A 12,979-nucleotide genomic window follows, 5' to 3' on the forward strand; every position below is an offset into this window, starting at 1 on the left:
AAGCACGGCAGCGCGCACCGGGCTTGGCTGGATCTTGATCAGATCGCAAGTCACCGCTGAGGGTGAACACGCGGTGAGCGGCTGTTCGGTTCCGGGAGCGGGGGAGGGGGCGCCGGTGTGAGAGCCCGAACGAGCGGGCTGTTTCAGGTCACTTCAGTGGGGCCGCCGCTCCCGGCTGGGCGATCGGGGTGGCCGCCTGGGCCTGCGCGGAGGCGGTGTTGGCGTACACCGAGGGGGCCGCCACGGCGGCGGTCGGGTCGGCGTCCGGGTCGGCCTCCGGGGGGACGGTCGCGCCGCCGACGATGCGGATGTCGGCCGCGTCGAAGGCCCGCTTGATCCGCCAGCGCAACTCGCGCTCGACGGTGAGGGACTTGCCGGGCATCGTCTTGGCGGAGACCCGGACCACCATCGAGTCCAGCAGCACGCTGTCCAGGCCGAGCACCTCGATCGGGCTCCACAGGAGCTCGTTCCAGGGCTCTTCCTTGCTCATCTTCTCGGCGACCTCGTTCAGCGTGGCCTTGACCCGGTCGAGGTCCTCGTTCGCCTTCACGGTGACGTCGACGCCGGCCGTCGCCCAGCCCTGCGAGAGGTTGCCGATGCGCTTGACCTCGCCGTTGCGGACGTACCAGATCTCGCCGCTGTCGCCGCGCAGCTTGGTCACCCTGAGGCCCACCTCGATGACCTCGCCGGTGGCGACGCCCGCGTCGATCTGGTCGCCGACGCCGTACTGGTCCTCCAGGATCATGAACACGCCGGAGAGGAAGTCGGTGACCAGGTTGCGGGCGCCGAAGCCGATGGCCACGCCCGCGACTCCGGCCGACGCCAGCAGCGGCGCCAGGTTGATCTCGAACGTGCCGAGGACCATCAGCCCGGCCGTGCCGAGGATCAGGAAGCTCGCCACCGAGCGCAGCACCGAGCCGATCGCCTGGGAACGCTGGCGGCGCCGCTCGGCGTTGACCAGCAACCCCCCGAGGGCCGTGCCGTCGACCGCCTGGACCGTGCGGTTCATCCGGTCGATCAGCTTGGTGATGGACCGCCGCACCACCACTCTCAGGATCCCGGCGATGACGACGATCAGCAGGACCCGCAGACCGATCGCGAGCCACGTCGACCAGTTCTGCTCGACCCAGCTCGCGGCGTTCGTCGCGCTCTCCTGGGCGTCCTGGAGCGTCGGGACCGTCACCGTCGGCGACTGCGAGGGAGTCGGCGAGGGCGACGGGCCGGCGGCCAGTAGGACGGCGGACAAGGACACGGCAGGTACCTCCAGGTGCTGCACTGCTCCGTCCGGCGCGGCGGTCATGGTGGTCTAGGTCACGAAAAGGTCACCGAGCGGGCAGGGTCACCACACTAACGGGGCATTGTGTGTGCATCGCCCGAATGCTCGAAGGAGAGACCGTGCTCACGCGCGCTTGAACAGGTCGTCGAGCTGGGGATGTATCGGGTGTGGTCGAAAACACTCCCAGCCCGTTACCGGGAGATGGTGGCGCGTCCACCGGCCATGAGGGGAGACTGACTGCAGATCGTCCCGGCGCGAGCCACGCGCCGCCGACGCCCGAGGAGGCATCCGTGCCGCATGTCCTGGTCCTGAACGCGTCGTACGAGCCGCTCGGCGTCGTACCGCTCCGCCGCGCGCTCGTCCTCGTCCTGGAGAACAAGGCCGTCTCCCTCGAGGAATCCGGCGCCTTCATGCACAGTGCGACCGTCACAGTCCCCGCCCCCAGCGTGGTCCGGCTCAAGCGATTCGTCCGGGTCCCCTATCGGGGGCCCGTTCCTCTCACCCGGCGGGCGCTGTTCGCGCGGGACGGCGGCCGGTGCATGTACTGCGGTGGCGTCGCGACCAGCGTCGACCACGTCGTCCCCCGCAGCCGCGGGGGCCAGCACGTGTGGGACAACGTCGTGGCGTCCTGCCGGCGCTGCAACCACGTCAAGGCCGACCGGCATCTCGTCGAGATCGGCTGGCGGCTGCGCCACAAACCGGCTCCGCCCACCGGTCTGGCCTGGCGCATCATCGGGACCGGCCACAGGGACCCGCGCTGGCTGCCCTACTTGCAGCCGTTCGGCGCGGACGACGCCATGGCCCGGATCGACGGCATATCGGCCTGACGATCCGGGCCTTCGTGCAGGTGTGGGCAGGGCTCGGGGCCGGCCGTGACGCCGTCGGCCCCGCCTGCACGCCGCGGGAGCGCGTCAGGAAGCGACGTCGTGGCTTCTCAGCAGGGCGGTGTACGCGGCTTCGGCGGCGCGTCCCTCGAGGGTCCCGGGCGGGGTGTGGGCCAGGAACGTGCCGGTGTCCCCGTGCTGGAGGACCTTTCCCCCGTACATCACCGTGACGTGGTCCGCCTCCTCCGCGAGGTCGGCCACGTCGTGCGTGGACAGCAGGACCCGCACGTCGTCGGTCAGCCCGCGCAGGATGTCGCGGAAGACACGGCGCTGGTAGGGGTCCATCCCCGCGGTGGGCTCGTCCAACAGCAGGACCCGGGCGCCGTGGACGAGCGCCCCGGCGACGCCGACCCGGCGCAGCTGGCCGCCCGAGAGCTGGCTGGTGCGGGCGTCGGCCTTGTCGGTCAGCTCCACCCGCGTGAGGGCCTTGCGGGCCTGCTTCCAGGCTTCCGCGCGGTTCATCCCCTTGAGCCAGCCGACGTAGGCGACGTACTCGCGCGCGGTGAGCGTCGGCATGGGCACGATGTCCTGCGGCATCCAGGCGACCGCCTGCCGGTACGCCGCGGTGCCCGCCGGCGCCCCGTCCAGGGACACGCGCCCCTTCTGCGGCCTGGTCACCGAAGCCGCGAGTTTCAGCAGGGTCGACTTACCGGCGCCGTTCGGGCCGAGCAGGACGGTGAGGCCCTCCGGCAGGGTGTAGGAGAAGTCCCGCAGGACCGGCGGCTTCCAGCGGCGGTAGCCGTAGGTGCAGTTGCTGAGTTCGAGTGTCACGCTGGTTTCCTCGACGAGCGGGTCTGGGCGGCGAGGCCGAGGGCGAACACCACCAGGGAGGCGGCCGCCGCGAACAGGTCGTCCGCGGGGAGCGCGATGACGGTCCAGGACCGGGGGACGTTCCCGCGGAACCCGATGACGGCGACGGTGACCAGCCACCCCACGGGGAGCATCACCGCTCCCTGCCCGGCCCAGGCGCGGCCGAGCAGCATCAGGCCGGTCAGGAACAGGGCGTTGCGGCCCCCGGTCGTGGCCGTCGCGGTGCCCTGGAGGGCGGCGACGGCCACGCTGCACACCGCCGCGGCGGCCATGACCGCGGTGACGAGGGCGCTGTCGAGCCGTGCCACGGACCGGACGCCGGAGGCCTCCGCCGCGGGAAGCCGGCATTCCAGCATCGCCATCAGGATCGCGAACAGCGGCACGGGGACGAACAGGGAGAGCGCGACGCGCGGGCTGCCGGTGATGGCCGGCAGCAGCACGGTGTGATCCTGCACCGCGTAGAGGGCGGCGGTGAAGACGGCGAGAGCGGCCGGCAGCAGCGTGTGCCCCCTGCGCACCTTGAACCACCACATCACGAGGCCTTCGCCTCACAGTCCTGGAGCGTCCGCCTGATCCACGCCGTCTGCTCGGCCGGCGATTCCTTCAGCACCCGGGCGACGTCGGCCGTGACCTGCCGTTCCAGCTCCCGGGCCGTGGGGTCCAGGCCCTCCTGCTCGCGGCGCATCCGGTACGCCTTCTCCTGGCCGGTCTTCATGGCGGCCCACAGCCAGGCGGAGTGGGCGGTACGGACGTCCACCTCCTCGCAGCGGAACTTCAGCGCCCGCACCACGATCTGGTACACGGCGTCACCGCGGGGCACCTGGTCGGTGAGCAGGACGTGCCACTCGGTGTCCGTGGAGGTCTTCTGGCGGCGGCCGTCGACGTAGCCGTCGGTGATCAGCCGCGGCCGTGCCGAGGTCGCCCCGGCCTCGCGCAGCACGTTCAGCGCCTCGGCGGTGTCGCGCTGCACCTGCGGCAGGTACCGCGCGTTGAACTCCGGCACGCACATGCGCGGCGCGTCGCCCGTGCACGCCATCGCCACGTTCCCGGTGGTGATCGGCGGGGTGGCCGACCAGTTCGCGGCTGTGCGCTGGGCGCCGAGCACGCCTGTCACGGCGACGACGGCCGCGAGGGCGACCCGCACCGCACGCCGGCCGAAGGGCAGCCAGACGATCATCAGCCCGACGGCGACGCCTCCCGCCAGCATCAGCGGTACGGCGGCCGTGACGAACCGCGGCACCTCGCCGAAACCGACGCTGCCGAACTGACCGGAGACATGCCGGGGCCAGTAGGGGAGCATCGCCCTGGTGAAGGCGACGAGAAGCCAGTCGCCCACGGCCAGGATCGGGGTGGCGATGACGCGGGGGACCCGGAAGCCGACGGCGAACCCGAGAACGGCGTGTGCGACGCAGATCACCATCGCCGCGAGCGGCAGGCGCAGGCTGTCGAGGCTCGGGAGGGTCGCCGAACGGGCGAGCGAGACCGCCGCGGGCAGGAGCAGAACCAGCCATGCGAGCGCGATCACCGGGGCCAGGACGTTCGCTGCGATGCGGTAGCGCGAACGGGCCGGCGCCAATGCCCATATTCGTGCGCTGTTGAGCCGCCCGCTTTCCCAGCAGGCGAGTCCGGCGGCCGTCGCGTACGCCAGCGCGTAAAGCGTCATCAACGGCTCGGCGACAATGGTCGGAGCGTAATGGTGATAACTGGAGAGCGGGGCTTTCTGGCCTACGACATAATAAAGGAATGTCAGCAGGAGAATAATGGGGGCAGCCCACCGCACACTACCGCTGCGCAGAGTGGTGCTGAATTTCATGCAGTCTCACCGAACCACTTGTCGGCCTGAGAGGGGCGCCCCGTGCGGGGCGCCCCTCAGGGCTGGTCTGTCAGCCGTCGGCCTTGGTGGTGTCCACCGACACGGTGCTCACGCTCAGCTGCGGGCCGAAGGTGGAGCCCGCGATCTTCGCGAGCTTGAAGTAGTAGTCACGCTTGCCGGACGGCAGGTCGGTCCACTCGCCGTTGCTGGTGCCGCCGCCGAAGCAGGCGGTGAACGTCTTGTTGTCGTAGGCCTCGTCGGGCTGGAGCGAGATGTCGGCCCATATGCGGACGTCCGTGCTCTGCGTGGCGAGCGCGTCGGTGCGGCAGTTGGTGAACTTCACCTGCGAGTACAGCTCGTCCGTCCAGCGCCGCGACTCGAAGCCCACGCTGGCGGCGGTGATGGAGCTGCTCCAGTTGGCCTCGGCGACGGGCGCCAGCGCCAGAGTGATCACCGCGGCCGTGCCGACGACGGTGGAAATACGCGAACCGCGCTTCATTTTCTCCCCTGTTCCTGTTGCGCGAAGCACGGGATCAGGAACTCGTGAGATAATTGTGGAACTGAATACACAAAACCCCCACACCCCCCGTCCCCCGTGCAGCTGAGTACTTTTCAGCCGTGACCTGAAGCTAGCAGTCCGCTTCCTGAAGCGTCAACTTTCCGATAACGGCGGGCCGTTGACGGTATTCAGTTCCCGTGCGCCTTTTTTGGGGTTTCGGCGTCGATATTGCCTCGGGGGTCCGTATTGGTCCGGTTGATCTTGGTCCGGGGTGGTGGTCGAGCCCCCGGAACGCGGCTCCGCGGGGGACGGGGCGATCGAAGATGTGAGTCCTCGCATCCGCTGGGTAGGGCTCAAGTAACCCGTCCGAATCTCGACGACAAGGAGGCCACCGTGGTCGCAACGACGTACCCCCTGCTCCCGGCCGCCCGTTCCAAACGCCCGGCGGATGTTTCCGCCGTCCTGGAAGAGCCCCGCGTGTGCGTGTTCAGCGCGGAGGGAACCTGCGCCGAGGCCCCGCTGACCAGCGAGCCGCCGCTGCCCTACGCCGAACCGCTGACCAGCGAACCGCCCCTCACCAGCGAGCCGCCCCTCGCCGCCGCGGACCCCGACTTCATGAGGCCGTAGATGACCGCACCCCGGCCGGCCGAACCCTGCGACGAAGACCTGGCCCGCCTCGCCGGACTGCACGGCGTGGCGACCTCCTACCGGCCCTCGCCGGACCGCACGGTGACGGCCTCGGCCGCCGCGGTCGTCCGCGTCCTGGCCGCCCTGGGCGTCGACGCGGGCACCCCGCGGGCCGCCCGCGCCGCGCTCGCCGCCCGGGAGGAAGAACTCGCGGGACGCCTGCTGCCGCCGACCGTGGTGCTGTGGAGCGAGGGCGGGGACGGCGGGACGACCGCGGTCCCCGCCGCCGTCGCCTCACTCCCCGAGGGGACCCGGCTGGAGGTCGGGACCGAACAAGGGGAGAGCCGGGCGCCGGCCGACCCGCGGGACGCCCTCGGCGGACTGCCGCCCGGTGTCCACACCCTCACCGCCGTCGCACCCGACGGACGCACCGCACGCGCCCACCTCGTCGTGGCCCCGCTCCGGCTCCCCACGCCCGCCGGACGCTCCCACGGCCTGCTCGTCCAGCTCTACTCCCTCCTCTCCCACCGCTCCTGGGGCATGGGCGACCTCGGGGACCTCGCCGAGCTGACCGCCTGGGCCGGCCGGACGCTCGGCACGGGCTTCGTGCAGGTCAACCCGCTGCACGCGGCGGTGCCCGGCGCCCCCACCGACCCCTCCCCGTACCGGCCCTCCTCCCGCCGCTTCCCCGACCCGGTCCACCTGCGCGTCGAGGACGTGCCCGAGTTCGGCCACCTCGACGCGCCCGACGAGGTGCGGGCACTGCGCGAGCGGGCCGGGCGGCTGCGGGAGAGCGTGCTCGACGAGGGCGCGCTGATCGACCGCGACGCCGTCTGGGAGCTCAAGCGCGAGGCCCTCGCACTCGTCGCCGGGGTCCCGCTCGGCCCCGGCCGACGCGCCGCCTACTGCGACTTCCTGGCCGAGGAGGGCCAGGCGCTGGAGGACCACGCCACCTGGTACGCCCTCGCCGAGGTCCACGGCCCCGACTGGCACCGCTGGCCCGCCCCCCTGCGCGACCCGCGCTCCCCGGAGACCGCCCGAGCCCGCACCGAACTGAGGGAACGCGTCGACTTCCACTCCTGGCTGGCCTGGCTCACCGACACCCAGCTCACCGCCGCCCAGCGCACCGCGCGCGAGGCGGGCATGCCGCTCGGGGTAGTGCACGACCTGGCCGTCGGAGTGCACCCCGGCGGCGCCGACGCCTGGGCCCAGCAGGAGTACTTCGCGGCCGGCATGTCGGTCGGCGCGCCCCCCGACGCCTTCAACGCGCGCGGCCAGGACTGGGGTCTGCCGCCCTGGCGGCCCGACCGGCTGGCCGCCTCCGGCTACGAGCCGTTCCGGCGTCTGCTGCGCGCCCTGTTCCGCTACGCCGGCGCGCTGCGCATCGACCACGTCATGGGCCTGTTCCGGCTCTGGTGGGTCCCCCAGGGCGAGCCGCCCACCGAGGGCGCCTACGTCCGCTACGACGCCGAGGCCATGCTCGCCGTGCTGGTGCTGGAGGCCTCGCGGGCGGGCGCGGTGGTCATCGGCGAGGACCTCGGCACCGTCGAGCCGGGCGTGCGGGAGGCGCTGCGCGAACGCGGGGTGCTCGGCACGTCCGTCCTGTGGTTCGAGCGCGACTGGGACGGCGACGGACGCCCGCTGCCGCCCGAGGACTGGCGCGCCGACTGCCTGGCCACCGCCACCACGCACGACCTGCCGTCCACGGCCGCCCGGCTCACCGGCGAGCACGTGGAACTCCGCGATCGCCTCGGCCTGCTGACCCGCCCGCTGGAGGTGGAGCGCGCGGAGGCCGCCGCCGACACCGCGGAGTGGCTGGAGGCGCTCACCCGGCTCGGCCTGCTCCACGGCGCGGGCGGAGGCGGCGACACCTCCTCGGAGGAGGCGGGGATCCGGGCCGTCCACCGCTTCCTGCTGCGCACCCCCGCCCGCATGATCGGCGTCTGGCTCCCGGACGGCGTCGGCGACCGCCGCCCGCAGAACCTCCCCGGCACCTGGGACCAGTACCCGAACTGGCGGCTGCCGATCGCCGACGCGCAGGGCCGCCCGGTGACGCTGGAGCAGTTGGCCGCGTCGCCGAGACTGCGTGCGCTGATGGAGGTGCTGCGGGCGTGAGAGGGGTGTCCGGAGCCCGCATAGGGCACCCCGGACGCGCGTCCTCCCCCCGCGTTCGCTACTTTTGCACCGTGGACAAGAAGAACGCCCTGCGCGCCGGCACCCTGGCGGCCGGTACGACGCTGATGATGCTGCTCCTGTCGTCCCCCGCGCTCGCTGTCACCCGCGACGACGGCGACGATCCCGGTCCGGGCCTGAGCGTCGGCGAGACGCTGGGCCTCTACGTGGTGGCGCCGCTCGCGCTGTTCGCGATCATCGCCGGCCTGGTGTGGGTCCTGGACCGTTCCAAGGACCGTCAGGACGACACCAGCTCCAACATCACGGTCAAGGGCGAGGCGAGCGCCAAGGCCTGAGCCGCGCCGGTCCGAGCCCCCGCCGGACCCGCTGGACGCTTCCCGAGGGCCCCGGAGCCGCGCATGTCACGCGTGACCCGGGGCCTTCGGTCGTGCCCGGGATCGTCGCCCCGGGCGGTCCCTCCGTGGAAGGATGACGCAACCACTCATACCGAGGAGATGACCGCGTGCCTGGCACAAACCTGACTCGCGAAGAGGCGCAGCAGCGGGCGAAGCTGCTCACCGTTGACTCGTACGAGATCGATCTCGACCTCTCCGGCGCGCAGGAGGGCGGCACCTACCGGTCCGCGACCACGGTGCGCTTCGACGTCTCGGAAGGCGGCGCCGAGTCCTTCATCGACCTGGTCGCCCCCACCGTCCACGAGGTGACGCTGAACGGCGACTCCCTGGACCCGGCCCAGGTCTTCGCCGACTCCCGGATCGCCCTGCCCTCCCTGCTGGAGGGCCGCAACGTCCTGCGGGTCGTCGCCGACTGCGCCTACACCAACACCGGTGAGGGACTGCACCGGTTCGTCGACCCCGTCGACGAACAGGCCTACCTGTACACCCAGTTCGAGGTCCCGGACGCCCGCCGCGTCTTCGCCTCCTTCGAACAGCCCGACCTCAAGGGCACCTTCCAGTTCACGGTGAAGGCGCCGAGCGGCTGGACCGTCGTCTCCAACTCCCCGACGCCCGAACCCAAGGACGACGTCTGGGTCTTCGAGCCGACGCCCCGCATCTCGACGTACATCACGGCGCTCATCGTCGGGCCGTACCACTCGGTGCACAGCGTGTACGAGAAGGACGGGCAGTCGGTGCCGCTCGGCATCTACTGCCGGCCCTCCCTCGCCGAGTTCCTCGACTCGGACGCGATCTTCGAGGTCACCCGGCAGGGCTTCGACTGGTTCCAGGAGAAGTTCGACTTCCCCTACCCCTTCGGTAAGTACGACCAGCTGTTCGTGCCGGAGTTCAACGCGGGCGCGATGGAGAACGCGGGCGCGGTCACCATCCGCGACCAGTACGTGTTCCGCTCGAAGGTGACGGACGCGGCGTACGAGCTGCGCGCCGAGACCATCCTGCACGAGCTGGCCCACATGTGGTTCGGCGACCTGGTCACCATGGAGTGGTGGAACGACCTGTGGCTGAACGAGTCGTTCGCCACCTACACCTCGATCGCCTGCCAGGCCTACGCGCCGGACAGCCGCTGGCCGCACTCCTGGACCACCTTCGCCAACTCGATGAAGACGTGGGCCTACCGGCAGGACCAGCTGCCGTCCACGCACCCGATCATGGCGGAGATCAACGACCTGGACGACGTCCTGGTCAACTTCGACGGCATCACGTACGCCAAGGGCGCGTCCGTCCTCAAGCAGCTCGTCGCCTACGTCGGCATGGACGAGTTCTTCAAGGGCGTGCAGGCCTACTTCAAGCGCCACGCCTACGGCAACACGCGCCTGACCGACCTCCTCGGCGCGCTGGAGGAGACCTCCGGCCGTGACCTCAAGGCCTGGTCGAAGGCGTGGCTGGAGACGGCCGGCATCAACGTCCTGCGTCCCGAGATCGAGACGGACGCCGAAGGGGTCGTCACCTCCTTCGCCGTGCGCCAGGAGGCCCCCGCGCTGCCCGCCGGCGCCAAGGGCGAGCCGACGCTGCGCCCGCACCGCATCGCCGTCGGCTTCTACGGCCTCGACGAGGGCAGCGGCAAGCTGGTGCGCGAGGAGCGCGTGGAACTGGACGTGGACGGCGAACTGACCGCCGTGCCGCAGCTGGTGGGCAAGCGCCGCCCGGACGTGGTCCTGCTCAACGACGACGACCTGTCGTACGCCAAGGTCCGCCTCGACGAGCAGTCCCTCGCCTTCGTCACCGATCACCTCGGCGACTTCGAGGCGTCCCTGCCGCGCGCGCTGTGCTGGGCCTCGGCCTGGGACATGACCCGCGACGCCGAACTGCCCGCTCGCGACTACCTGTCGCTGGTGCTGTCCGGCATCGGCAAGGAGTCCGACATCGGTGTGGTCCAGTCGCTGCACCGGCAGGTCAAGCTCGCCGTCGACCTGTACGCGGACCCCGCCGCCCGCGAGACCCTGCTGACCCGGTGGACCGACGCCACCCTGGCCCACCTGCGGTCCGCCGAGGCGGGCAGCGACCACCAGCTGGCGTGGGCCCGCGCGTTCGCGGCGACCGCCCGCACGCCCGAGCAGCTCGACCTCCTCGACGCCCTGCTGGACGGCTCGCAGACCATCGAGGGCCTCACCGTCGACACCGAGCTGCGCTGGGCGTTCGTGCAGCGGCTCGCGGCGGTCGGCCGGTTCGACGAGAGCGAGATCGCCGGCGAGTACGAGCGCGACAAGACCGCCGCCGGCGAGCGCCACGCGGCGACCGCCCGCGCCTCCCGTCCCACGGCGGAGGCCAAGGCGGAGGCGTGGGCGCAGGTCGTCGAGTCCGACAAGCTGCCCAACGCGCTCCAGGAGGCCGTGATCGGCGGCTTCGTCCAGACCGACCAGCGTGAGCTGCTCGAGCCGTACACGGACCGGTACTTCGACGTGGTCAAGGACATCTGGGAGGAGCGGTCGCACGAGATCGCCCAGCAGATCGTCGTCGGCCTCTACCCGGCCCTCCAGGTCTCCGAGGAGACCCTGCGCAAGACCGACGCCTGGCTGGCCTCCGCCGAGCCCGGCGCGGCCCTGCGCCGCCTGGTCTCCGAGGCCCGCGCGGGCGTGGAGCGCGCGCTGAAGGCCCAGGCGGCGGACGCGCGCTAGCGGCCCGTACGCGGAGAGGGCGCCCCGCCGGGGCGCCCTCTCCGGCCGGGGAGCACGACGTCCGGATCCCGCCGGTGGCGCGCGCCGCCGGGCGGGAGCCTGGAACGCATGACGTTCACGACCCACACGTACACCGCACGGCCCGTCGAGCCCGGCGCCCTTCAGGAGCTGCGCGTCACGGACGACGCGGGCCGCCCGGCCGAGCCCTTCACCGACCACGAGGGCGGCGACCCGCTCCGCTGCTGCCTGCGCCGCAGCGAGCCGGGCGAGCGGCTCGCGCTCGTCTCCTACGCCCCTCTGCGCCGCTGGGCGGCCGGGACGGGCGCCGACCCGGGCCCCTACGACGAGCAGGGCCCCGTCTTCGTCCACGCGGGCCCGTGTCCGGGTCCGGCGGCCGGTGACACGCTCCCCTTCGCGGACGACCACCGCACGGTCCGCCGCTACTCGGCCGCGGGCCGCATACTGGGCGGCGCTCTCGTGCCGGCCGGTGGCCTCGCCGAGGCCTTCCGGAAAGCGTTCGACGACCCGGCCGTGGCACTCGTCCACGTCCGGGCCGTCGAGTACGGCTGCTTCCTCTACGAGGTGCGCCGAGGCTGAGACCGTGCGTCAGCCCTTCAGCTCGGCCGCCACCAGCTCCGCGATCTGGACCGCGTTCAGGGCCGCGCCCTTGCGGAGGTTGTCGTTGGAGAGGAACAGGGCGAGGCCGTTCTCCACGGTCTCGTCCTCGCGGATGCGGCCCACGTAGGAGGGGTCCTTGCCGGCCGCCTGCAGCGGGGTCGGGATGTCGGTGAGGACGACGCCCTCGGCGTCCTGGAGGATCTCCGTCGCGCGAGCGGCGCTGATCGGACGCGCGAAGCGGGCGTTGACCTGGAGGGAGTGGCCGGAGAACACCGGCACGCGCACACAGGTGCCGGAGACCTTCAGCTCCGGGATCTCCAGGATCTTGCGGGACTCGTGGCGGAGCTTCTGCTCCTCGTCCGTCTCGTTCAGGCCGTCGTCGACGATCGAGCCGGCGAGCGGGACGACGTTGAAGGCGATGGGCCGCTGGTAGACCTGCGGCTCGGGGAAGTCGACGGCCTCGCCGTCGTGGGTGAGCCGGTCGGCGTCGGCGATCACCTTCTGCGCCTGGCCGTGCAGCTCGGCGACGCCCGCGAGGCCCGAGCCGGACACCGCCTGGTAGGTGGCGACGACGAGGGCTTCGAGGCCCGCCTCGGCGTGCAGCGGCCGCAGCACCGGCATCGCGGCCATCGTCGTGCAGTTCGGGTTGGCGATGATGCCCTTGGGGCGGTGGGCGATCGCGTGCGGGTTCACCTCGGACACCACCAGGGGCACGTCCGGGTCCCGGCGCCACGCGGAGGAGTTGTCGATCACGACGGCGCCCTGCGAGGCGACCTTCTCGGCCAGCGCCTTCGAGGTCGCGCCGCCCGCCGAGAACAGCACGATGTCCAGGCCGGAGTAGTCGGCGGTCGCCGCGTCCTCCACCGTCACGCCGTCCAGCTCGGAGCCCGCGGAACGGGCCGAGGCGAACAGGCGCAGCTCGGTGACCGGGAAGTGGCGCTCCTTGAGGATCCTGCGCATGACCGTGCCGACCTGACCGGTGGCTCCGACGATTCCGACCCTCACGACGACTCCCTGTCTGTTCACGGCTTGCTGCCGCCTTCTACGGTCCTCTGCGGCGCGGCGGCTCTTCACGGACCGCACGGCGTGGCCGAGGCCTTTCCATCATGCGGCCGACACCGGCCCGCCTGTCCAGTTCTTTGCCCGCGGCGCCCGAGGAATGGGACGCGGCGGCCCGGATCCCGGTTGCGGAACTGCGGTGCGCACCCCGCCCGAGCTGCAGAAAATCGCCCGCGGACGGGCCCGCGCC

At 71.9% G+C, this 12,979-nt stretch carries 12 protein-coding genes; 6 read left to right on the forward strand and 6 right to left on the reverse strand.

Going from position 1 to position 12,979, the window contains the following annotated elements; genetic code table 11:
• Positions 1–148 precede the first annotated feature (148 nt).
• Complete coding sequence (locus EV567_RS01565) at positions 149–1,252, reverse strand: mechanosensitive ion channel family protein (protein ID WP_242620642.1); 1,104 nt, start codon at positions 1,250–1,252, stop codon at positions 149–151.
• A 314-nt stretch (positions 1,253–1,566) separates the two neighbouring features.
• On the opposite strand from EV567_RS01565, the gene EV567_RS01570 reads away from it, so the two are divergent.
• Positions 1,567–2,103, forward strand: coding sequence for an HNH endonuclease (locus EV567_RS01570; protein ID WP_130436740.1), 537 nt, complete (start codon positions 1,567–1,569; stop codon positions 2,101–2,103).
• Positions 2,104–2,187: 84 nt separating this feature from the next.
• Here the strand turns inward: EV567_RS01570 and EV567_RS01575 are convergent, their stop codons facing one another.
• The 4 genes from EV567_RS01575 to EV567_RS01590 form a co-directional block, all read right to left on the reverse strand.
• Positions 2,188–2,931 (reverse strand): ABC transporter ATP-binding protein, encoded by a 744-nt coding sequence (locus EV567_RS01575; RefSeq protein WP_130436741.1) that lies wholly within the window; start codon positions 2,929–2,931, stop codon positions 2,188–2,190.
• Positions 2,928–3,503, reverse strand: coding sequence for a hypothetical protein (locus EV567_RS01580; RefSeq protein ID WP_130436742.1), 576 nt, complete (start codon positions 3,501–3,503; stop codon positions 2,928–2,930). The genes EV567_RS01575 and EV567_RS01580 overlap by 4 nt, the downstream gene beginning before the upstream one ends.
• The gene (locus tag EV567_RS27735; protein ID WP_165430285.1) at positions 3,503–4,633 is read right to left on the reverse strand and encodes a hypothetical protein; all 1,131 of its coding nucleotides are present in this window, start codon (positions 4,631–4,633) and stop codon (positions 3,503–3,505) included. The genes EV567_RS01580 and EV567_RS27735 overlap by 1 nt, the downstream gene beginning before the upstream one ends.
• A 220-nt stretch (positions 4,634–4,853) precedes the next feature.
• Entirely contained in the window at positions 4,854–5,282 is a 429-nt protein-coding gene (locus EV567_RS01590) for a hypothetical protein (protein ID WP_130436743.1), read from the reverse strand.
• Between the two features lie 393 nt (positions 5,283–5,675).
• Between EV567_RS01590 and EV567_RS01595 the strand changes: the two genes are divergently transcribed.
• The 5 genes from EV567_RS01595 (at position 5,676) to EV567_RS01615 (ending at position 11,709) form a co-directional block, all read left to right on the forward strand.
• Positions 5,676–5,909: a hypothetical protein gene (locus tag EV567_RS01595; RefSeq protein ID WP_130436744.1), complete on the forward strand. Its 234-nt coding sequence runs from the start codon at positions 5,676–5,678 to the stop codon at positions 5,907–5,909.
• Positions 5,910–8,024, forward strand: a complete 2,115-nt coding sequence (gene malQ / locus EV567_RS01600; RefSeq protein ID WP_130436745.1) for a 4-alpha-glucanotransferase — start codon at positions 5,910–5,912, stop codon at positions 8,022–8,024.
• 71 nt (positions 8,025–8,095) lie between these two features.
• On the forward strand, positions 8,096–8,377 hold the full coding sequence (locus tag EV567_RS01605) for a hypothetical protein (RefSeq protein ID WP_130436746.1): 282 nt from the start codon (positions 8,096–8,098) through the stop codon (positions 8,375–8,377).
• Between the two features lie 167 nt (positions 8,378–8,544).
• The gene (pepN, locus tag EV567_RS01610; RefSeq protein ID WP_130436747.1) at positions 8,545–11,112 is read left to right on the forward strand and encodes an aminopeptidase N; all 2,568 of its coding nucleotides are present in this window, start codon (positions 8,545–8,547) and stop codon (positions 11,110–11,112) included.
• Positions 11,113–11,220: 108 nt separating this feature from the next.
• On the forward strand, positions 11,221–11,709 hold the full coding sequence (locus EV567_RS01615; protein ID WP_130436748.1) for a DUF1203 domain-containing protein: 489 nt from the start codon (positions 11,221–11,223) through the stop codon (positions 11,707–11,709).
• A gap of 9 nt (positions 11,710–11,718) precedes the next feature.
• On the opposite strand, the gene EV567_RS01620 is transcribed toward EV567_RS01615, so the two are convergent.
• On the reverse strand, positions 11,719–12,735 hold the full coding sequence (locus EV567_RS01620) for an aspartate-semialdehyde dehydrogenase (protein ID WP_130436749.1): 1,017 nt from the start codon (positions 12,733–12,735) through the stop codon (positions 11,719–11,721).
• Between the last annotated feature and the right edge of the window lie 244 nt (positions 12,736–12,979).

Origin of the sequence: Streptomyces sp. BK239, from assembly GCF_004217285.1 — a bacterium.
Lineage (GTDB): Bacteria > Actinomycetota > Actinomycetes > Streptomycetales > Streptomycetaceae > Streptomyces.